This is a genomic window from Ruegeria sp. BE1 (assembly GCF_056538885.1).
This window is the reverse complement of sequence record NZ_JBQFTY010000002.1, coordinates 528996-548489: the sequence shown is the minus strand read 5'-3', so window position 1 is coordinate 548489 and position 19494 is coordinate 528996. Positions and strand designations below refer to the sequence as shown.

The following is a 19494-nucleotide window of genomic DNA, read 5'->3' as shown; positions in this document are numbered from 1 at the left end:
GTCAGATGGGCTGCAGCACAAAATGCGCAGCAAGGGTTGTGTCTTTGGAACTTGCCATAAGGGGCCGCAGAAAGACCGTTTGAAACTCTCCGCTGTCATAGGCCAAATGTGCATGTGGCTGTCCAAAGGCGGGCACGATCTGAGGCATTTCAAGGCGAAACTCACCCTTGGCATCCGTCAGCGTCGCGCCATGGCTTTGCGGGTCACGCTCGTGCCCCTCGGTCGTGTGGGCCCAAATCTGGATACGTTGATTGGGCAGGGGGGCGCCATCCCCCGCGCGGCGCACAGTGCCGGTCATCCAGAACCCACCGCCACCGATCCGCTCTACGATGGGCGCGCCGGGGCGATAGTTGTTGGACCCGCCCCGCATGGACGGCGTCGGCGCAAGCCCCGCTGCGCTTGCAGGGGTCAACAGGCCGGCCGAACCGGTGGCCAGAACGGCACCGCCCAGTGCGATCACAGACCGGCGGGAAAGCGGGGATTGCGTCATGTCAGAACCTCTTGCTGTGCGAAGCCTTTCGTCGGGTTTCCTTAAAGATAGCATGTTCCGCCCCGTTTCCGAGGTCATCCTCACGCGTCTGTGAACGCTGTGGGCGCCCACGATTTATTTTGACGCCGCGCCGAGACGGATGCCATCCTTCCGGCATCGATCTGAAAGGTTGAGATATGGACAATATGCAAACAGTGTCTCCCGAAGAAATCGCAGCTTTCCAACGTGACGGGGCTGTTGTTTTGCGGTCCAAGTTCTCGGGCGATTGGCTGTCTGCGCTGCGTCAGGGGATTGATGCTGATCTTGCCAACCCGACCGATAACTTCACCCGCCACACCAAAGACCCCGACGTACCGGCGTATTTCGAGGATTTTTGGGCGTGGCAGAAAATCCCGCAATTCAAGGATTTCGTCCATAATTCCCCCTGCGCCCCGCTGGCCGCGCAGCTTTTGGGCGCACCGTCGATCAACCTTGTTATGGACAACTGGTTCCTGCGTCAGGCCGGATCGACCTCACGCCCGCCTTTCCATCAGGACCTGGCCTATTTCGATTTCGAAGGCACCATGTGTGTCCTCTGGCTGCCGCTGGAGCCCGTAAGGAAAGAGAATGGTATCGCTTTCGTCAAAGGCTCTCATCTGTGGGACAAGCTGTTCATGCGGGTCCGGTTTGCCGATGGGCATCCCAGCTATGACCCGACAGAGGTTGCCGGGCAGACCTATCATCCACCTCCGGATATCAACGCTGATCCCGGCGCTTATGAGTTGCTGCAGTGGGATATGGAGCCCGGAGATTGCATCTTTTTCGACATGCGGACCCTGCATGGGGGGCTGTCCTCGGTCACGCCCAGTGAAACGGTCCGGCGGTTCACACTGCGGATGACAGCGCCCGACGGGATCATCCGCTATCGCGGTGACTGGGCAAAAGACGAGCGCGCGCAGTTCGAAGCGGCGGGGTATCGGGAAGGGGACCGTATCGACGGTCCGTTTTTTCCAAGGCTTTGGCCACGGGGTTAGGAATAGAAAGCGCGCTGCACCGTTTGTGTGCAAAAATACGGATAACAGTGCGGAAATTCGATCTATATCCTGCATCAGTGAACTGAAGCCATTGAAAGCAGGAGAGCCGGAATGAGTTGGAATCCCACGCACAGCCCCGAATGCCTTTCGGAAAACGCGGCCCTTGAAACCCTGATCATTCCGCGCGCGCGGGACCTTGGCGGGTTCGAAGTGCGCCGCGCGCTGCCTTCGCTCAAACGTCAATTGGTGGGCCCGTTCATCTTTTTGAAGTATAATCGTAAAAACCCTACCACTAAGTAGGCCCGAGGTTGCTTGGTGTGTGCATGAGGTGGTTCGATCTCCTCTTTCGTTCATGTCCTTTCCTGCGTCCTCGGTCAAAGACTTAAACCAAGGGTAACATCGCAGGTACACTTGACCATGATAGGCCTCATCTCCAATAGATCACGCGGAGATATAGGGCCGATCATCTAGGGTGAGCCTGCAGGGATAGCAAAGGCGAAGAACAATGAACGACGGATACGATAGACCTATTGCGTTCAGTTACGTGCGCTGGTCATCTGACCAACAGCGCGACGGTGACAGCTTGCGCCGACAGACTGCAGCGGCAGAGAAATGGTGTGTTGAGAACGGCTACACGCTTTCGTCGTCCAATTTCGTTGATGACGGTGTGTCGGCTTTCGCTGGTCGGAATGCCGGTGCTGACGGTAAGCTAGGAGCCTTTCTGGAAGCCGTGAGGGCGGGGGCAATCCCCAAAAGGTCCACACTCCTAATCGAGAACCTTGACCGTCTTTCTCGAGACAAGATCAGACGAGCGCGGAATACTCTCGAGAACATCCTCGATCTCGACATTGACATCGTCACACTGAGTGATGGAAAAGTCTATACTCGAAAAGACCTCGATTAAGACCCCTTGGTCTCTGTGATGATCCTTTTGACTTTCACTCGGGCAAGAGAAGAGTCCGTGATGAAGTCGAAGCGCCTTACCGCTGCTTGGTCCACGAATACCCAAGATACCATTACTGGCACCCGTGTGCGCTCGTCTCAGACACCGGCATGGATCAAGGTAATTGGTGACCCCAAGACATCCAGAGAGTTCGAGGTGATCGACGACAAGGCTGATCTGGTCCGTGACGTATTCGAGAGATTTGCCAACGGTGACCGCCCTGTCGGTATTGCCCGTGATCTGGCCGCTCAGGGTACCCGCCCGCGTCTTGCCCGCTGACCAAACGTCAGGGGGCCTTGCCCGGCGCGCCTATCCCGGCGATCCTTTGGGTCAAGGAGGGGTGCTATGAAGATCGTGATCGCAGGCGCAGGCAGCATAGGTTGCTATTGCGGGGCGCTGCTGGCCCATGCGGGGCATGATGTGACCCTGCTGGGCCGCGCGCGTGTGCTCGACCCTATTCGGGATCGAGGCCTGACGGTTACGGATTTCGCGAGCCTGAAACGTCACGTACCGGCGCAGACCCTGACCCTCAGCGAAGATCCGGCCAGTCTGGGGGATGCCGAACTGGTCATCGTGACCGTCAAAACCGGCGCGACGGCTGAAATTGCCGCGCAGATAGCCAAAAACGCGCCTGGCTTGGTCCCAGTGCTGTCCTGGCAAAACGGCATGGAGAATGCCCGCATTCTGCGCGCGGCCCTTGCAGGCCATGATGTGCGGGCCGGAATGGTGCCGTTCAATGTGGTTCCGACGGACCCGGGGAGTTTCCACCGGGCGACCTCGGGCGAGATCGTGATCCAAAGCGGGCCGGGGGCGCTGGGGCAAAGCCTGAGCAGCGATGATCTGCCGGTTGTCGAAAGCGATGAGATCGACGCCGTGCAATGGGGCAAGCTGGTGATCAACCTCAACAACGCGCTGAATGCGTTGTCGGGGCTGACGTTGAAACAGCAATTGCTGGATCGGAACTGGCGGTGCCTGATGGCGGATCAGATGGCCGAGGCTCTGGCTGTTCTCAGGGCGGCAGGGCATCCGGTGGCGTCGACTACGCCTCTGCCAGCCTGGATGACACCGCATATCCTGCGGTTGCCGACGCCGGTGTTCACCCGGATCGCGGCACGGATGCTGACTATCGACCCCAACGCGCGGACCTCGATGGCCTATGACCTGATGGCCGGGCGAGCCACCGAAATTGGCAGCTTGCAAGGCGAAGTTGTCCGCTTGGGTGCCGAGGTCAGCGTGGCGACCCCGATCTGTGCCAAAGTCCTCAGGTTGGTGGAACAGGCCCCCAGCGTCGGAATGTCCCCTGATCAGATCGCGCGAAAGGTCAGATAAAGGCCGTCAGGAACAGGAAAATAGTCGCTGACATCGCTGCGGCTGCCGGAACAGTAATGACCCATGCGGCAACGATTGTCATGAAGTGTGAGCGACGGACCAATTTGCGGCGCTGATGCTCTTCGCGGGCCAGCCGCATTTGGGGGGGACGCTGTTGATTTGACTGTTTCCAGCGCCGATCCGAATGCCATTCCCGATAGAACCCAACCCCGAAAACCGCGCCCACCGCGATATGGGTTGAGCTGACCGGAAGGCCCAGCCAACTGGCCACGATCACGGTGATCGCCGCCGACAGCGCCACGCAAAAGGCGCGCATCGGGTTCAGTTTGGTGATCTGACTGCCCACCATGCGGATCAGCTTGGGGCCAAACAGGAACAGGCCAAAAGAAATCCCAAAGGCTCCGATCACCATGACCCATGTCGGGATTGCCACCTTGGATGCGAAATCCCCGAATTCGGCTGTATGGACGATGGCGGCCAGCGGCCCCACCGCGTTGGCCACGTCATTGGCCCCATGCGCAAAGCTCAGAAACGCGGCCGAGATCACCAACGGCAGGCCAAACAGCGTTTTCAGCGATTTGGTGCGGTTCTCCAACCCTTCGGACTTGCGCCGCACCCAGGGCACCGTCACCGACCAGACCAACAGGCCCGAGGCGAGACCGATCAGCAGCGCCATCTCAAGCTCGATCTTGACGATCCGCTTCAAGCCCTTGACCGAGAGATAGGTGGCAAAAGCCGCAGCCATCACGGCCACAAGGATCGGCACCCAGCGCCGTGCTGCGGCGATCTTGTCGTCCTGATACTGGATCTTGGCCTTGATCAGCGCCAGAAACCCCGCGGCAATTACGCCGCCCAGAACGGGCGAGATCACCCAGCTTGCGGCGATCGCGCTCATGGTGCCCCAGCTGACAGCGCTTATCCCTGCTGCCGCGATCCCTGCGCCCATGACACCGCCCACGACGGAATGAGTGGTCGAGACAGGCGCGCCGAACCATGTGGCGATATTGACCCACATCGCAGATGAGATCAGCGCCGCCATCATCGCCCAGATGAACACAGTACTGTTTTGAACCGAGGCAGGGTCGATGATCCCTTTTGAAATGGTCGAGACCACATCGCCCCCGGCCAACAGCGCCCCTGCGCTTTCGGCAATGGCCGCGATGACAATCGCACCACCCATCGTCAGGGCGTTCGCGCCAACGGCAGGGCCCATATTGTTCGCCACGTCGTTGGCGCCGATATTGATCGCCATATAGGCCCCGAACGCTGCAGCTGCGACCACGATCAACCCGCCGTCAGCGCGCCCAAAAAAAACAGCAGCAGCCAGGCCCGCCAGCACGATAAACGCCAGCGCGATGCCAGGGGCCAGCATCGGACGCGACACATAGGCATTGGCGCTTTCAACGCGGGAAATTCGGTGAAGGTCGCTGTCCAGCGCCTGCCAACGGTTTTTTAAGGTCATATTCGAAGGTTTTCACGCAGCTTGGTAGATGACATGGGCCGCTAGAGGGTTTCACCGCGTTAGGCAACAGCATTGCCGTCAGATTGTTGCGGAACCGTTACAATTGCCGCAGCAGGTCGCGCAATTCCGGCTCGGCGACGCGTTCGGCTGCCGTTTGGGGCGTGACCCATTCCCGTCTGCGCTGACCGACCTCGGGGTAGTCTTCTGCCAGTGCCTGAACCTCGACCCGGTAGACAGTTGTCAAGACCGGCTGGGCCGAGCCGTCCTTGAGGATCTTGTCATAGGTGAAGTGGCCGACCGGCGCTTTGGCAGGGCTGGATGCGCGTACGCCAGCCTCTTCCCACGCTTCTTGCAGGGCAGTTTCAGCCCCGTCCTTGCCGTCGATGGGCCAACCTTTGGGAATGATCCAGCGCCCGGTATCGCGGCTGGTGATCAGTAGGACCTGCAGGCCATTTTCACTTTGTCGCGTGCACAAAGCTGCAAACTGCACCCGGCGGGGGCGCAGGAAGATCGGTCTGCCAACCTTTTCCCAGAGTTTTCTCAGCCGTTGCCACATCTTTGTGCCGTTCTGTGACCTTCTATTTTCAAACTGTCGTGACATAACAGGCGGCAGTTTGGTTTACAATGTTTCCGGAGTTCGCCTGATATTTCCTATCGGAAATCGTTTATCCCCGCCTTTTGGCGCGCAGGGTAGGGTCGGCCTGGGTGGGGTCTTCGGGCCAGGGGTGTTTGGGATATTGCGCGCGCATGTCCTTGCGTACATCCGCGTATGACCCTGCCCAGAATCCGGGCAGATCGCGGGTGATCTGGATCGGGCGCTGCGCCGGGGACAAAAGGGTGATTTTCAGCGCCTCGCCCCCCACAACGGGGTGGCGGGTGACACCGAAGAGTTCCTGCAGGCGCACTGAAATCTCGGGGACTGCCCCGCCATAGTCGATGGGCACCTTGCGGCCAAGCGGGGTCTGAAATGCACCCGGTGCGCGGCGGTCCAGCTCTTGTGTCTGGGTCCAGTCCAGACGGGCGCGCAGGGCTGGCAGCAGGTCGAACCGCTTCCACTCTTCGGCATTGCGCACGTTTGACAACATCGGCAGCAGCCAGTCGTCCAGAGTTGCCATCAGCCCTTCGACTGTGAAATCGGGCAGGTCCACGCCCTCTGCGCGAACCAGCTCGACCCGCGCCGCCAGCCGCGCCGCCGCGCCGTCCAGCCGCAAGCCCAGATCGCGCACACCATCAAGCATGGCTTGTGCCACAGCGTCATCGGGCACGTCTTTCCATATCCGGTCGCTGAGGGTGATCGCGCCGAACCTCTCCTGCTGCCGCGCCACGACGCGACGCTCGCGTTTCGACCAGATGCAGCTGTCGACCCATTCGATCTGGTCCGCGAACAGATCGCGGATTTCACGTTCCGAGATCTGGGCCGCCAACCGAACACGCGCCTCACGCGGGTTGCCGTCGGTATCCGTGACCACAAGGTAGGGTGCAGCGGCCAGCGTGTCGCCCGCGTCCAATACAACGCCCTTGCCGCCTGACAGGACATAGCGTGGCACGTCCCCCTTGCGGCGTTGTCCGATCCGGTCGGGGTAGGCCAGCGCAGCCATGGCGGCAGGGCTGAGGTCAGAGGACCCTCCCTTGCCGCGCAGCCGTTTGGTCTCGGCCTTGATCCGATCCACAGCGCCCGCGTTGACCTGCCAGACCCGGTTGCGTTGAAATGCGCGCAGATCACGCAGCGCTTCAAGCCGCAGCAGCATGTCCACCGGCGCGCCTTTCAGCGGATCACGTTCGGCCATCAGCGCGGCCAAAACGGCGGCGTCGGGCCCGGTTTGGACCAGCATATGCCCCAGACGCGGGTGCAGAGGCAGGGCAGACAGGGCGCGCCCGTGTTCCGTGATCCGCCCCTTGGTATCCAATGCGCCCAGCATTTGCAGCAGGGCTTTGGCCTCGGCCAGTGTTCCCTCGGGCGGAGGGGTCAGGAAGGCCAGATCACCCGGCTCAGCACCCCAAAGCGCCAATTCCAGCGACAGGCCGGTCAGGTCGGCAGCCTCGATCTCGGCCGGAGGATAGGCGGCCAAAGCGCCTTCTTCGCCCTTGGACCAGAGCCGATAACAAACCCCTTCGGCCACACGCCCGGCACGGCCCGCGCGCTGGGTGGCCTCGGCCCGTGTCACGCGTTCGGTCACCAGCCGGGACATGCCCGATCCGGGGTCGAACCGCGCCCGCCGGGCCTGTCCCATGTCCACAACCACACGGATGTCGGGAATGGTCAGAGAGGTTTCGGCGATCGACGTGGCCAGCACCACTTTGCGTCCCTCTTTCACCGGCGCAATCGCGGCGCGCTGGGCGGCAAAGGGCATGGCTCCGAACAAAGGGCGCAGAACGCAATCCTTAGACAGTCGACCGGAAAGCGCGCCCTCGGCCCGTCGGATTTCGCCCTCACCGGGCAGAAAAACCAGCACGCCGCCACCGGTTGCGCGCGTGTCGCGTTCGGCCCGAACCACCAGATCGATCAGCGCATCCAGCCGCCGTGCCTGTGCGCCCAAGGGGCGATCCAGCCAGCGGGTTTCAACCGGATAACTGCGGCCCTCCGAGGTGATCAGAGGGGCCCCCATGAGCCGTCCCACAGGTTCGGCGTCCAGCGTAGCGGACATGGCCAGCAGGATCAGGTCATCGCGCAGCGCGCCGGTTACCTCAAGGCACAAAGCCAGCCCCAGATCGGCGTTTAGCGAGCGTTCGTGGAATTCGTCAAAGATCACCGCGCCGATGCCGGGCAGGTCCGGTTCCGATTGCAGCATCCGGGTCAGGATACCTTCGGTCACAACCTCGATCCGGGTGGATTTCGACACTTTCGCCTCACCGCGCACGCGGTAGCCGACCGTCTCACCTGCGCGTTCGCCCAGAGTTTCGGCCATCCGCTCGGCTGCGGCGCGCGCCGCCAGCCTGCGGGGCTCCAGCATCACCATCTTACCTTGGCACAAATCGGCCTCCAGCATCGCCAGAGGCACCCGTGTCGTCTTACCCGCCCCCGGAGGGGCCTGCAGCACAGCGCGGCCCGTAGCCCTGAGGGCCGCAAGCAGGTCGGGAATGGCGTCGTCGATGGGCAGGCGTGTCATGCGGGCTTTATCCGTCAACCATCCGCCAAGGTCCAGTTCCGACGCACTATAAGACTTGGTACTGGACAATACCCGTTTTGCTACGTCATCTAGGCGCAAAAGTCGGGTAGGGGGCATGCAATGGACACCGCTGAGCTGAGCGACAGGATTTTGAACGGCGAGCGTCGCGCGCTGGCCCGAGCCATCACTCTGGTCGAGAGCGGCCGTGCGGATCACCGGGCTCAGGCGGCTGAACTGCTGGGGCATCTGGCCAAGTCCAAACGTCAATCCCTGCGGATTGGGCTCTCGGGCACGCCGGGGGTGGGTAAATCCACTTTTATCGAAAGCTTTGGCATGATGCTGATCGGGCTGGGGCTGCGCGTTGCGGTTCTGGCGGTTGACCCCAGTTCTACCCGGTCGGGCGGCTCAATCCTGGGCGACAAAACCCGGATGGAGCGTCTGAGCCGCGAGAAAAACGCCTTTATCCGCCCGTCCCCCAGCCAATCCCATCTGGGCGGCGTGGCCCGCCGCACGCGCGAGGCGATCGCCCTGTGCGAGGCGGCCGGGTTCGATGTGGTCCTGATCGAGACGGTTGGCGTCGGGCAGTCGGAGACCGTGGTGTCCGAGATGTCGGACCTGTTCCTGCTGCTGCTGGCCCCGGCCGGAGGGGACGAGTTGCAGGGTGTCAAACGCGGCATTATGGAAATGGCCGATATGATTCTGATCAATAAAGCGGACGGAGACCTCAAGGCCACGGCCACAAGGACCTGCGCCGACTATGCCGGGGCCCTGCGTCTGTTGCGCAAACGCCCGCAGGATCCCGAAGGGTTTCCCAAGGCGATGACCGTATCGGCAGTCGAGGAGCACGGGCTTGAGCGCGCCTGGGACGAGATGCAATCCCTGACCCAAGCGCGCCGTGATCTGGGCCATTGGGATGCGAACCGGGCGGCACAGGCGCAGTATTGGTTCGAACAAGAGGTGCGCACAGCGCTGTTGGCCCAATTGTCAACGTCGCAAGCCCGCGCCGACATGGCCCGGTTGGGTGCGCAAGTGCGTGATGGTAGGCTAAGTCCTTCCGTGGCGGCGGATAGGATGTTGGCCGCGCTGATCATTCGCTAATTGCTTGTTTTTTTCAGGCTAATTTCCGCCTAAGGTTGTTGCCCTGGATGCCTTTGCACCAGAAGTGTGGTACTCTCCTCATCTGGGTAGAGGGGACTCACAAGCATGCCCCGGATCAATGGGACAAACGGCGACGACGACATCGACGTCACAAATGACAGCGGGTCTTTGAACGGATCACCGCAGGGGTCTCCGATTGACGATATCCGAGGGCGGGCTGGCGACGACGACATAACCGTCACCGACAGCACGATTGCTGAAAACGTGATCGGCAATGCGGGCAACGACACCATAACCGTGACCAACAGTACCGTCGGCGGACGTGTCGCAAGCGGATCGAATGCCGATACCGTTGATATCAGCGGCTCGACCGTGGGTACCATTCGTTTAGGGGCAGGCAACGATACTCTGACCTTCAGCAGTACCAGCGTCGATCAAGACATCCGGGGTGGCAGCGGCACCGATACGCTGAACCTTCCGGTGGGAACGGTGATCAACGACAACGTCTTTGGCACGATCACCGTCGAAGATGGCGTGGGTTACTCGGTATCCAGTGGTACGTTTACGCTGCCTTCCGGCATCGTCGTGACCTATTCCGCCTTTGAAAATGGCACGGGCGTGCCGTGCTTTACCCGGGATACTGCGATTTTGACCCCGGCGGGCCCGCGCCCTGTGCAGACGCTGCGGATCGGGGACAGGATTCCCGTCATGGGATATGCAGCGCAACCCATCCGCTGGATCGGTCGCCGCGGGTTCAGCCGGAGGGAATTGCTGAGCAAGCCGAAGCTTTGGCCTGTTCGTATTCTGGCAGGTGCTTTGGGAAACAACCTGCCGCGCCGCGACCTTTTGGTGTCCCGTCAACACCGCATGCTGGTGCAGTCGAAGATCGCCGAGCGGATGTTCGGCACGTCCGAAGTACTGATCCCGGCGATCAAGCTTGTCGTTTTGCCGGGCATCTTCGTCGATGACTCGGTTGCCGAGGTTGAGTATTTTCACCTGCTGTTCGACTGCCACCAGATTATTTTTGCCGAGGATGCGCCAACTGAAAGCCTGTTCACGGGTGTTGAGGCGCTGAAGTCGTTGGGGCCCGAGGCCCGGCAAGAGATTTTCGAGATATTTCCGGAACTCGACCAGCTGCGGTTGCAACCGAAACCTGCGCGCTTAATCCCGATTGGAAGACAGCAAGTGCGCTTGCTTGAGAGACATCGCAAAAACCTCAAACCTCTGCTGCAAGGGGTGGCACGCCCGGTTGAAGATATTGGGTTAAAGAATTCGCCTGATCCGTCTTGACCCTTCCGGCGATTCCCACTACACGCATCCAACCAGTTTTCGGGCGCGACTTCGGGTTGCGCCCCTTGTGATTTGGCTGTGGGTATCATGCCCGGCCTCCAGAAACAAAGGAAGAAACCATGTCGCGCCGTTGCGAACTGACCGGAAAAGGCCCGATGACTGGCAACAATGTCAGCCACGCCAAAAACAGAACTCGTCGTCGTTTTCTGCCGAACCTGAACGACGTCACCCTGCAGTCCGAAACCCTGGGCCGTGGCGTCAAGCTGCGCATCTCGGCGGCGGCGCTGCGTTCGGTGGATCACCGTGGTGGTCTGGACGCGTTCTTGGCCAAAGCCAAGGACGAAGAGCTGTCGGCAAACGCGCTGAAAGTGAAAAAGGAAATCGCCAAGGCACAAGCCGCGGCCTAAGTCCTTTCGCACGAAAAAGAATTTAGCCCTGTACCGCAAGGTGCAGGGCTTTTTCGTTGATCTGGCTGTTCCTGAAATGGATATAAGCCTGCCGGATCGGTGACATTGTTCACATACACCCCGCCTTAGATGAATTATGTTTGCTCATATTCATCTGGCGGAGTTTGATCTCATGTCTTTTAAGCTGTCTGACTTTTTAGCCCTGTTGGCGACACGTTTTGGTAAGTCGTTCGGGACATGCTTTCGGATGCAACGACAGGTGAACAGGCTGCATACCAGCCTGACGAAAGGTTCGGTCAAACGACCGGGTCTGGATCGCTGACAAAAACCTCGGCTCACGGGTTTTTGTCGCATCCGACAGCGCTTGAAGCGCGCTGTGCGCCGGGGGTATATCCGACACAGGATGAAATTGGTTCTGAACAGATTCTTGCCTTTTGGACTTGCGCTGCTGGTTATACTGACGGGGCAGGGGTTGGCCGTGTCGCGCGGTGTCGATCAGGTCGCAGGACAGATGGTTCTGTGTACCGGCGAGGGGCCGGTGGTCGTTTATATGGACGCCGAAGGCCAGCCAACAAGCGCGCCGCATTTCTGTCCTGACTATGCGCTGAACCTGCTGGGGGCGATTGATCCCGCCGTGCCTGACCTGCCTGCGGCACCCGTGGCTGCCCGTCTTGCGCCCCAGCGTACAGCTGGCAACCTGATCGCACTTCCTGTCCCTCATACGCCTGCGCGGGCGCCTCCTGTGCTGATGTGAAACCCGATTCCATCAGTTTTCAGCAAGGAGAGGCATAATGTCCTTCACATCCAAAGTCCTGGCCGTATTGGCCGTATCCACCCTGGCAACGTCGGCATTTGCGCAGGGTACAATCACCGTTGATGACGCCTATGCGCGGTCCTCTGGCAAAACCGCCAAGGCCGGGGCGGCGTTTATGATGATCCAGAATACCGGTGACACCGATGATCGTCTGATCGCCGTCAATTCAGATGCGGCGGCGCGGATCGAGCTGCACACCCATGAGGTCGATGACAATGGCGTGGCCAAGATGGTGCATGTCGAAGAAGGGTTCGTGATCCCGGCGGGCGAGACATACATGCTGCAACGGGGCGGAGCGCATGTGATGTTCATGGGGCTGACGGCTCCGTTTGAACATGGTGCGACCGTGCCGGTGACGCTGATCTTTGAGCAGGCGGGCGAATTGGTCCTTGAGGTGCCGGTCGATCTGGAGCGCAAAGACGCGGGCGGGCACGGGTCTCATTCGCATTCGAACTGAGCGAACACCTGTCTTCAGGCCGCGTTGCGGCCGTCATCCATGTGTCAGGTCGGGCTTTGCCCGGCCTGATGTCGTTTCTGAGGGTCGGTTCAGTGATTGACCACGCGCATTGCGACGCGGTCATGGGCAGGTTTGAATCGCGCGGTCAGCCAGAACATCACGGCCGAGAAGGCCAGCGCCCCGAACGCGATTGCCCAGCTGAGCGCGACCATGCCGGTGCCGGGCCAGAAAATCAGCGCCAGACCGATCACCAGCGCCACAATGCCCGAATTGCGGACCGAGCCCGCGTCGGGATGCTGACCCGACATTTGCCGCCAGGCCATCAACGACCCGACGCCCATGATCAGCGCCCACGCGCCCAACAGGAAAAAGGTCAGCCGCGCAACACCTTCGGGCCAGATCAGTAGCACCAATCCGATCAGCAATGCGCCGATGCCGACGCCTCCGATCAGGCCGCGCCGGCCAAAGCCCAGCAGGGTCAGGCCACCGTCCAAAACCAGCATAAACCCCAATAGGCGCAGCAAGAGCGAGATGCTGCCCGTCGGCCAGAACAGCGCGGCAATGCCAAGCGCCCCGGCAAACAACCCGCGCAACAGGAATGTCCACCACAGCCCCGCAAGCTGGTCGCCCAATGCGTCGCGGGCGTCCTGGCTGTCGCTTTCAAGGATTTCTTCGCGTGGGGGTTGAGGGTCTGTCATCGTGCTATTCCGGTTGGTTAGGCCTTTACTATAAACAGCAAAACCCGATCCTGTCTGCCGGAATTGCGGTCAGCGTTGGTCCAGCAGGCGGTCGACCCAATTCGGGACAGTTTCCGAGGCCGGGCCCAGTATGACCTCGTCAAACTGCGATGCGCCCTGCGACGGCTCAAGGTTCAACTCGACGGTCTGCGCGCCCGAGGCTTTGGCCTCGTGCACGAAGGCGGCGGCGGGATAGACCTGTCCTGATGTGCCGATGGCGGCAAACAAGGTGGCGCTGGTCAGGTGGTCGTAAATCGTGTCCATGTGATAGGGCACTTCGCCGAACCATACGATGTCTGCACGCGCAGCCGGGGCGTTGCAGGCGGGGCAGGTATCGCCCACAGCCATCTCGGCCGGGGCGGGCCAACGGTGGCTGCATGCGGCGCATAGCGCGCCTGCCAGAGTGCCGTGCATGTGCAGTACATCCGATGCGCCGCCCGCTTCGTGCAGGCTGTCGACGTTCTGAGTGATGATGACGACCTCACCATCCAATTCCCGCTGCATCCGGGCCAGCGCCCTATGTGCCGCGTTGGGCGCGGCCTCTGCCGCCTTTGCCCGGCGCATATTGTAGAACCGGTGGACCAAAGCGGGATCGCGGGCAAAGGCTTCGGGGCTGGCGACGTCCTGAACCCGGTACCCCTCCCACAGCCCGCCTGCGCCGCGGAACGTGCCCAGCCCGCTTTCGGCGGAAATTCCGGCTCCTGTCAAAATGACGACCTTTTCCATCTGTGCCCCACACGTTACATCTTGGCCCATGACACACCGTATCCTCTTTGTCTGTTTGGGCAATATCTGCCGTTCCCCGGCTGCCGAGGGCGCCTTTCGCGCCCGTGCACCACATCACAGCACGGATAGCGCTGGCACGTCGGGCTGGCATATCGGCAATCCGCCCTACGGCCCGATGCAGGCCGCAGCGCGGGCGCGCGACATCGATCTGAGCGATCTGCGGGCCCGGCAATTCGTGGCCGAGGATTTTGACCGGTTCGATCTGATCATAGGGATGGATGCGGACAATATCCGAAACATCGAACAGCTTCGGCCCGCCGGGAACCAGACGCCGGTTCATTTACTGACGGAATTCGCGCCCGATCTCGGGGCTGACCATGTCCCTGATCCTTATTACACTAGGGATTTCGACGGGGCACTGAATTTGATTGAGGCGGCTGTCGCGGGCCTTGACGCACATCTGGCGGGTTAACCCATCACCTTGAGCCGATCCGTCAGCCAGGGCAGTTGCGCCAGCGCGGGATCGACAATCTGGTTGCGCATCAGTCGGCGCATCATATCAGCAACCTCTTGCGGCACGTGATCGGACCAGTCGGTCCGGGTGAACAGCGAGATTGTCCGCGAGAAATCCCCAAACGGGGCCGGGTGCGCCTCAATCCCTTCGTGAAAGCGGGCGGCCCGCATATATCCAAGCGGAGTGGTGATCGCCCAGCCAAGCCCACGCGCCACCATGGCCATCAGGGCAAGGTGCGAGCCGATCTCGAACCGTTCTTCGTAGTCCAGCCGCTGCCGCGCCAGATGGGCCTCGATCTGGCGACTGATCAGCTGTTCGCGGGCATAGCGCAGGAAGGGCAGGTCCTGAACGGCATTGCTTGCGCCCTTGGGCGTGACCAGAATGAAAGGGTCTTGTACCAGCGGATACTCAACCACGCCTTCCAGCACCTCGCCGGAGTGGGCCGAGACCATCAGGTGCAGGCGCTGGGCCTCAAGTTCCTGAAACAGATCAAGGCTGGGCAGGGTGATCAGCTTGAATTTCGACCGGGTCAGGCTGTCGGCTAGCAGGGTCGCCAACCGAGGGGTCAGGTCATTGTCGAAATCGTCGATCAACCCGATGGAGAGGGTGTTCAGATGCCCCAGATCCATCACCGTCAGTTCGCTTTGGGCCATCTGCAGCTCGGCCAGAACGGCTTCGGTTCGGGCCAGAAAGCTGCGCCCGGCTTGCGTTAGCCGCATGGGTCGCCGCCCGTGATCGACCAGATCGGTGCCAAGGGCGTTTTCCAGATTGCGCAATTGCTGACTGACCGAAGGCTGGCTGAGCCCTGTAATCTCGGCCGCCTGCGCCACCGATCCGGTGCGCGCCAGTGCCTCGAAAACCTCAAGGCCCCGCAGAGTCAGCCCTTTCATCACCATCGCACATCCCTTTCGCTGCGCCTTTTCTGGGGCGCAGGGCGGGTCAGGTCAAGGATTGACAGGGGGTTAGCTGCAGATCGCCTGTGCCATCTGGCCAAAGTTCCGATAGCGATCCCACAGCGCATCATCGCGCGCCGTGCGCGACATCTTGAGTTCCTGCGCCTGATGTGGGTCCGCGAACCATTTGGCGACGGTCTTCTGATCGCTGCGCGTCAGGGCCTGATCAGCTACGTGCTGAATGCAACTGCACCGATCCCGCGTTGCCGCGGACCGGTCCGACGCCAGACACGCCCGCTTGATTTGCGCGGCCTCGACAGCCAGCGGGGTGGTCGCCACAGAGGCGGCGCAAAATGCGATTAAGAGGAACTGTTTCATGCTCATTGCCTCGTTTTGCCTGCCCGGAGGAGTCTAACGCCCCTCTCGGTCTTTGGCAGAGTATGAATCAATCTGGAATCGGGATCAATCATGCGTTGCGAAAAAGTGATTGCGCACAGTCGCGGTTTCTGTCCAAACTTTGCTCTCCCATCGGTAATGGTGCCAAGATGCTGAAAAAATACGGACGCACGTTTCACCTGCCGCAATCACCGGGTGCCACGAGTGACGACAAGATCATGTCCGACACAGCCGATTTGGTATCGGCTGTCGAGGTGGTCTTTACCGAAAAGATGGACGGTGAGAATACAACGATTCACAGCCAAGGGTGTCATCCCCGCAGCATTGATGCGCGGTATCATCCATCAAGGGATTGGGTGAAGGCGTTCGCCGCAGGAATTGCACCACAGCTTGCCGAGGATGAGCGTATTGTCGGCGAATATCTGTTTGCCCGCCATTCCATCGCCTATTCAACGCTGCCCACTTATTTTCTTGGTTTTGCCTGGGTTAAAGGGGATGTTGTTCAGCCTTGGGAAGCAACGCTTTCCCGCTTTGCTGAGCTTGGGGTCCAACCTGTTCCCGAATTACATCGTGGAAAATTCACGCCGGAAACCGTTGATGATGTGATCAAAGGTTTGGATTTGGACAGGCAAGAAGGGTTTGTCGTTCGTACAATCGCGGCTTTCAAGGAAGAAGACATGCCCACGCATCTCGCGAAATACGTTCGCGAAGGGCATGTCCAAAGTGAGACGCATTGGATGAATGCGGAGCTGGTCAAAAACGGGCTGGCCTGACGACACGTGGACCCGACAAACAAAGGGTTTGACGGGATGCGGTCCGACCTTGACCAGCGCCCGTTTTCGAACCATATCCCGTCGCTATGACAGACCTCGCTCATATCCGCAATTTCTCCATCGTCGCGCATATCGACCATGGCAAATCCACCCTTGCTGACCGGCTCATCCAAGAGACCGGAACGGTCAAGGATCGCGACATGAAGGAACAGCTGCTCGACAGCATGGATATCGAGCGCGAGCGTGGCATCACCATCAAAGCCAACACGGTTCGCATCGACTATACCGCCGACAATGGCGAGGCATATGTGCTGAACCTGATCGACACCCCCGGCCACGTGGATTTCGCCTATGAGGTCAGCCGGTCGATGCGCGCGGTCGAGGGCTCGCTGCTGGTTGTGGACTCGACCCAGGGGGTCGAGGCGCAGACGCTGGCGAATGTGTATCAGGCTATTGATGCCGATCATGAGATCGTGCCGGTGCTGAACAAGATCGACCTGCCTGCCTCCGACTGTGACCGCGTGGCTGAACAGATCGAGGATGTGATCGGCATTGACGCGACCGACGCCATTCAGGTCAGCGCCAAGACGGGGCAGGGCATCCATGAGACGCTTGAGGCCATCGTCACCCATCTGCCCGCGCCGCAGGGTACTCTGGACGCGCCGCTCAAGGCGATGCTGGTGGATTCGTGGTACGACGCCTATCTGGGCGTCATCGTTCTGGTCCGGATCATGGACGGCACGCTGAAAAAGGGGATGCGGGTCAAGTTTATGTCGAACGGCACCCTTCACCACGTCGACCGCGTCGGTGTCTTCCGGCCCGAGATGGAGATGGTCGACAGCCTCGGCCCCGGTGAGATCGGGTTCCTTACGGCGTCCATCAAACAGGTCCGCGACACCCGCGTGGGTGACACGATCACCAATGATCGCAACGGGACCGAGGACGCGCTGGACGGGTTCAAACCCGCGCAGCCGGTGGTGTTCTGTGGCCTCTTCCCCGTCGACAGTTCCGAATTCGAAGACCTGCGCGATGCGATCGACAAACTGGCGCTGAACGACGCCTCGTTCAGCTTTGAGATGGAAACCTCGGCCGCGCTGGGCTTTGGCTTCCGCTGCGGCTTCCTCGGGTTGTTGCACCTAGAGGTCATCCGCGACCGCATCGAACGCGAATATGATATCGAGCTCATCACCACCGCACCGTCGGTGATCTATCACGTCTACATGAAAGACGGCGAGATGATCGAGCTGCACAACCCCGCCGACATGCCCGACCCGTCGAAGGTTGACCATATCGAGGAACCGCGCATCAAGGCGACCATTCTGGTGCCCGACGAATATCTGGGCGACGTGCTGAAACTCTGTCAGGACCGCCGTGGTATCCAACTGGACCTGACCTATGCCGGGTCACGCGCGATGGTCGTCTATGACCTGCCGCTGAACGAGGTTGTCTTTGACTTCTACGACCGTCTGAAATCGGTGACCAAGGGCTATGCGTCCTTCGATTATCAGATGACCGGCTATACCGAGGATAATCTGGTCAAGATGTCGGTGCTGGTGAATGATGAACCGGTGGACGCACTATCAACCATGGTCCACCGCGACCGGGCCGAGATGCGGGGCCGGGCGATGTGCGAAAAGCTCAAAGACCTGATCCCGCGCCATATGTTCAAAATCCCGATCCAGGCCGCCATCGGAGGCAAAGTCATCGCCCGCGAGACCCTCTCGGCCCTGCGCAAGGACGTGACGGCGAAATGCTATGGCGGGGATGCCACGCGGAAGCGCAAACTGCTGGACAAGCAGAAGGCCGGTAAGAAAAAGATGCGTCAGTTTGGGAAGGTAGATATCCCGCAGGAGGCGTTTATTTCAGCACTTAAAATGGACAGCTAAAGCTGTCCATTTTAAGTGACGGTGGGCGAAAGCGGTTGGCGCAGCCAACCTGCGTGCCCACACGGTTGGGATAGAAGTAAAACTTCAAGGGGTTAGCTTTATTCTTCCACTTTCATCTCTGACAACATACTGCCCGCCCTCGACACCTATTCGTGCCATCGATCCGTCTTCAATCGTCCAGTGCATATGTCGCCCGGCCCACTTTAGAGTTCCATCAGTAGAGTCAGGCTTGGCGTAGTCGATACGATTTATCTCGAAGCTCTCTTCTGATTTTCGCTCAAAGTTTATTTCTTCGACACAATCCAAGGTTAAGTACCGGTTTGCGTAGCTTGGGACAATTGCAACGTTTGGACCGCGCCCCGTTGCCTGTACGCTTGGGTATATTATACATCCCAACCCTTCTCCTGCTTCAGGGGTGATTGGGAACTTTTTCGTGCCGCCGGTAACGAGGTTTCCGGATAGCACCTTTTCTGCAATCGCAGCGGTTACTTTGTAGTCATTCGAATAGCTATGATGCACTCGGCTACTAAATTTTGTTTCGATGAATGTGTCGATGATCTCTTGTGTTCTACTCGAAGCCAAGTTGGCATGACCTTCTTCTTCCGGAAGTAACTCAAGTGCAAAGAAGTCTTTGGGTGCCACCCATCTGGAAACATAGATCGTTCCATTTGGCTTATCAGGACCAATAACCTCAGTGAATATCGCGCCAAGAACGAAACCACCGTAGAACATAGGATTGCCGGGCGAGTTACAGCGCTGAAAACCGGATACTAATGCCGCAGGCGGAGCTTTCAGATCGTTAATATGATAAAATTTTTTGTCTGATAAGCGTCCTCGATAGATCACTTCATCTTGCGCCAAAGATTTTGCTTTTAGAGCGTAGCCTGTGAAAAGTTCCTCCACTTGTGACTTTAAAGTTTGGTAGTTTGATCGGCTCAAACGCACTGAGTTTATTGCTCTAATAATTTGACGTGCACGTTGCCTTGAGATCTTTGGTTGTTCCAATTTACTCACTCATCTAAATCGGTATATTCAAATGACATTGGTTAGGTTGTGTTACAAGTCGCACAAGCCGTTTATCGGTTAGCGCGGTAAGTTGCACGAAAGTTAAACCACCCGCCCGGCGGCACCGCCGGGCCGCGCCGACCCGCCCCCATGG

Annotated in this window: 21 protein-coding genes and 1 pseudogene; 13 read left to right on the top strand and 9 right to left on the bottom strand. The window is 59.7% G+C overall.

Annotated features, from left to right (window positions below):
* Position 1: 1 nt before the first annotated feature.
* A complete protein-coding gene (locus ACR0J5_RS09010) occupies positions 2 to 490 on the bottom strand; it encodes a twin-arginine translocation pathway signal (RefSeq protein WP_480652471.1) in 489 nt (162 codons plus the stop codon).
* 185 nt (positions 491 to 675) lie between these two features.
* On the opposite strand from ACR0J5_RS09010, the gene ACR0J5_RS09005 reads away from it, so the two are divergent.
* The 5 genes and pseudogenes from ACR0J5_RS09005 to ACR0J5_RS08985 all read left to right on the top strand — a co-directional run bounded on the left by ACR0J5_RS09005 (position 676) and on the right by ACR0J5_RS08985 (position 3775).
* Positions 676 to 1503, top strand: coding sequence for a phytanoyl-CoA dioxygenase family protein (locus ACR0J5_RS09005; protein WP_480652470.1), 828 nt, complete (start codon positions 676 to 678; stop codon positions 1501 to 1503).
* A gap of 111 nt (positions 1504 to 1614) precedes the next feature.
* Positions 1615 to 1767, top strand: a pseudogene (locus tag ACR0J5_RS09000) (pirin family protein); the annotation flags it as partial.
* 241 nt (positions 1768 to 2008) lie between these two features.
* Positions 2009 to 2407: a recombinase family protein gene (locus tag ACR0J5_RS08995; RefSeq protein WP_480652468.1), complete on the top strand. Its 399-nt coding sequence runs from the start codon at positions 2009 to 2011 to the stop codon at positions 2405 to 2407.
* A 60-nt stretch (positions 2408 to 2467) separates the two neighbouring features.
* Positions 2468 to 2725, top strand: a complete 258-nt coding sequence (locus tag ACR0J5_RS08990; protein WP_480652466.1) for a hypothetical protein — start codon at positions 2468 to 2470, stop codon at positions 2723 to 2725.
* A gap of 66 nt (positions 2726 to 2791) precedes the next feature.
* Positions 2792 to 3775 carry a 2-dehydropantoate 2-reductase gene (locus ACR0J5_RS08985; protein WP_480652464.1) on the top strand — a complete coding sequence of 328 codons (984 nt, stop codon included), beginning with the start codon at positions 2792 to 2794 and terminating at the stop codon, positions 3773 to 3775.
* On the opposite strand, the gene ACR0J5_RS08980 is transcribed toward ACR0J5_RS08985, so the two are convergent.
* From ACR0J5_RS08980 to hrpB, 3 genes are all read right to left on the bottom strand, one after another.
* The gene (locus ACR0J5_RS08980) at positions 3768 to 5237 is read right to left on the bottom strand and encodes an inorganic phosphate transporter (protein ID WP_480652462.1); all 1470 of its coding nucleotides are present in this window, start codon (positions 5235 to 5237) and stop codon (positions 3768 to 3770) included. The genes ACR0J5_RS08985 and ACR0J5_RS08980 overlap by 8 nt on opposite strands.
* 97 nt (positions 5238 to 5334) lie before the next feature.
* Positions 5335 to 5793: an NUDIX hydrolase gene (locus tag ACR0J5_RS08975; protein WP_480652460.1), complete on the bottom strand. Its 459-nt coding sequence runs from the start codon at positions 5791 to 5793 to the stop codon at positions 5335 to 5337.
* Between the two features lie 109 nt (positions 5794 to 5902).
* A complete protein-coding gene (gene hrpB, locus ACR0J5_RS08970) occupies positions 5903 to 8344 on the bottom strand; it encodes an ATP-dependent helicase HrpB (RefSeq protein WP_480652457.1) in 2442 nt (813 codons plus the stop codon).
* 120 nt (positions 8345 to 8464) lie between these two features.
* On the opposite strand from hrpB, the gene meaB reads away from it, so the two are divergent.
* The 5 genes from meaB (at position 8465) to ACR0J5_RS08945 (ending at position 12410) form a co-directional block, all read left to right on the top strand.
* Positions 8465 to 9442 carry a methylmalonyl Co-A mutase-associated GTPase MeaB gene (meaB, locus tag ACR0J5_RS08965; RefSeq protein WP_480652455.1) on the top strand — a complete coding sequence of 326 codons (978 nt, stop codon included), beginning with the start codon at positions 8465 to 8467 and terminating at the stop codon, positions 9440 to 9442.
* Positions 9443 to 9547: 105 nt separating this feature from the next.
* Positions 9548 to 10732 carry a Hint domain-containing protein gene (locus ACR0J5_RS08960; RefSeq protein ID WP_480652453.1) on the top strand — a complete coding sequence of 395 codons (1185 nt, stop codon included), beginning with the start codon at positions 9548 to 9550 and terminating at the stop codon, positions 10730 to 10732.
* Between the two features lie 119 nt (positions 10733 to 10851).
* The gene (gene rpmB, locus ACR0J5_RS08955) at positions 10852 to 11139 is read left to right on the top strand and encodes a 50S ribosomal protein L28 (RefSeq protein WP_085794823.1); all 288 of its coding nucleotides are present in this window, start codon (positions 10852 to 10854) and stop codon (positions 11137 to 11139) included.
* A gap of 427 nt (positions 11140 to 11566) precedes the next feature.
* Complete coding sequence (locus ACR0J5_RS08950) at positions 11567 to 11893, top strand: hypothetical protein (protein ID WP_480652451.1); 327 nt, start codon at positions 11567 to 11569, stop codon at positions 11891 to 11893.
* Positions 11894 to 11930: 37 nt separating this feature from the next.
* Complete coding sequence (locus ACR0J5_RS08945; protein ID WP_480652449.1) at positions 11931 to 12410, top strand: copper chaperone PCu(A)C; 480 nt, start codon at positions 11931 to 11933, stop codon at positions 12408 to 12410.
* An 89-nt stretch (positions 12411 to 12499) separates the two neighbouring features.
* Here the strand turns inward: ACR0J5_RS08945 and ACR0J5_RS08940 are convergent, their stop codons facing one another.
* Both ACR0J5_RS08940 and ACR0J5_RS08935 read right to left on the bottom strand, forming a co-directional pair.
* Complete coding sequence (locus tag ACR0J5_RS08940; RefSeq protein ID WP_480652447.1) at positions 12500 to 13108, bottom strand: HdeD family acid-resistance protein; 609 nt, start codon at positions 13106 to 13108, stop codon at positions 12500 to 12502.
* A gap of 69 nt (positions 13109 to 13177) precedes the next feature.
* The gene (locus ACR0J5_RS08935) at positions 13178 to 13873 is read right to left on the bottom strand and encodes an NAD-dependent deacylase (protein ID WP_480652896.1); all 696 of its coding nucleotides are present in this window, start codon (positions 13871 to 13873) and stop codon (positions 13178 to 13180) included.
* Between the two features lie 28 nt (positions 13874 to 13901).
* Here ACR0J5_RS08935 and ACR0J5_RS08930 point away from each other — a divergent pair, with 28 nt between their 5' ends.
* Complete coding sequence (locus ACR0J5_RS08930) at positions 13902 to 14345, top strand: low molecular weight protein-tyrosine-phosphatase (RefSeq protein ID WP_480652445.1); 444 nt, start codon at positions 13902 to 13904, stop codon at positions 14343 to 14345.
* On the opposite strand, the gene ACR0J5_RS08925 is transcribed toward ACR0J5_RS08930, so the two are convergent.
* Positions 14342 to 15283, bottom strand: coding sequence for a LysR family transcriptional regulator (locus ACR0J5_RS08925; RefSeq protein WP_480652443.1), 942 nt, complete (start codon positions 15281 to 15283; stop codon positions 14342 to 14344). The two genes, ACR0J5_RS08930 and ACR0J5_RS08925, sit on opposite strands and share 4 nt — an antisense overlap.
* A gap of 66 nt (positions 15284 to 15349) precedes the next feature.
* Positions 15350 to 15658 carry a hypothetical protein gene (locus ACR0J5_RS08920; protein ID WP_480652441.1) on the bottom strand — a complete coding sequence of 103 codons (309 nt, stop codon included), beginning with the start codon at positions 15656 to 15658 and terminating at the stop codon, positions 15350 to 15352.
* Positions 15659 to 15720: 62 nt separating this feature from the next.
* Here ACR0J5_RS08920 and ACR0J5_RS08915 point away from each other — a divergent pair, with 62 nt between their 5' ends.
* Both ACR0J5_RS08915 and lepA read left to right on the top strand, forming a co-directional pair.
* Positions 15721 to 16449, top strand: coding sequence for an RNA ligase family protein (locus ACR0J5_RS08915; protein WP_480652439.1), 729 nt, complete (start codon positions 15721 to 15723; stop codon positions 16447 to 16449).
* An 86-nt stretch (positions 16450 to 16535) separates the two neighbouring features.
* The gene (gene lepA, locus ACR0J5_RS08910) at positions 16536 to 18335 is read left to right on the top strand and encodes a translation elongation factor 4 (RefSeq protein ID WP_480652437.1); all 1800 of its coding nucleotides are present in this window, start codon (positions 16536 to 16538) and stop codon (positions 18333 to 18335) included.
* Positions 18336 to 18419: 84 nt separating this feature from the next.
* On the opposite strand, the gene ACR0J5_RS08905 is transcribed toward lepA, so the two are convergent.
* Positions 18420 to 19349 carry a hypothetical protein gene (locus ACR0J5_RS08905; protein ID WP_480652435.1) on the bottom strand — a complete coding sequence of 310 codons (930 nt, stop codon included), beginning with the start codon at positions 19347 to 19349 and terminating at the stop codon, positions 18420 to 18422.
* Positions 19350 to 19494: the final 145 nt, after the last annotated feature.

Coding starts and splice junctions, on each gene's coding strand:
- rpmB (WP_085794823.1), top strand. CDS start 10,852: ATGTCGCGCCGTTGCGAACTGACCGGAAAAGGCCCGATGACTGGCAAC.
- ACR0J5_RS08930 (WP_480652445.1), top strand. CDS start 13,902: ATGACACACCGTATCCTCTTTGTCTGTTTGGGCAATATCTGCCGTTCC.
- lepA (WP_480652437.1), top strand. CDS start 16,536: ATGACAGACCTCGCTCATATCCGCAATTTCTCCATCGTCGCGCATATC.
- ACR0J5_RS08960 (WP_480652453.1), top strand. CDS start 9,548: ATGCCCCGGATCAATGGGACAAACGGCGACGACGACATCGACGTCACA.
- ACR0J5_RS08945 (WP_480652449.1), top strand. CDS start 11,931: ATGTCCTTCACATCCAAAGTCCTGGCCGTATTGGCCGTATCCACCCTG.
- meaB (WP_480652455.1), top strand. CDS start 8,465: ATGGACACCGCTGAGCTGAGCGACAGGATTTTGAACGGCGAGCGTCGC.
- ACR0J5_RS09005 (WP_480652470.1), top strand. CDS start 676: ATGCAAACAGTGTCTCCCGAAGAAATCGCAGCTTTCCAACGTGACGGG.
- ACR0J5_RS08935 (WP_480652896.1), bottom strand. CDS start 13,873: ATGGAAAAGGTCGTCATTTTGACAGGAGCCGGAATTTCCGCCGAAAGC.
- ACR0J5_RS08995 (WP_480652468.1), top strand. CDS start 2,009: ATGAACGACGGATACGATAGACCTATTGCGTTCAGTTACGTGCGCTGG.
- ACR0J5_RS08990 (WP_480652466.1), top strand. CDS start 2,468: ATGAAGTCGAAGCGCCTTACCGCTGCTTGGTCCACGAATACCCAAGAT.
- ACR0J5_RS09010 (WP_480652471.1), bottom strand. CDS start 490: ATGACGCAATCCCCGCTTTCCCGCCGGTCTGTGATCGCACTGGGCGGT.
- ACR0J5_RS08925 (WP_480652443.1), bottom strand. CDS start 15,283: ATGGTGATGAAAGGGCTGACTCTGCGGGGCCTTGAGGTTTTCGAGGCA.
- ACR0J5_RS08980 (WP_480652462.1), bottom strand. CDS start 5,237: ATGACCTTAAAAAACCGTTGGCAGGCGCTGGACAGCGACCTTCACCGA.
- ACR0J5_RS08940 (WP_480652447.1), bottom strand. CDS start 13,108: ATGACAGACCCTCAACCCCCACGCGAAGAAATCCTTGAAAGCGACAGC.
- ACR0J5_RS08975 (WP_480652460.1), bottom strand. CDS start 5,793: ATGTGGCAACGGCTGAGAAAACTCTGGGAAAAGGTTGGCAGACCGATC.
- ACR0J5_RS08915 (WP_480652439.1), top strand. CDS start 15,721: ATGAATCAATCTGGAATCGGGATCAATCATGCGTTGCGAAAAAGTGAT.
- hrpB (WP_480652457.1), bottom strand. CDS start 8,344: ATGACACGCCTGCCCATCGACGACGCCATTCCCGACCTGCTTGCGGCC.
- ACR0J5_RS08985 (WP_480652464.1), top strand. CDS start 2,792: ATGAAGATCGTGATCGCAGGCGCAGGCAGCATAGGTTGCTATTGCGGG.
- ACR0J5_RS08920 (WP_480652441.1), bottom strand. CDS start 15,658: ATGAAACAGTTCCTCTTAATCGCATTTTGCGCCGCCTCTGTGGCGACC.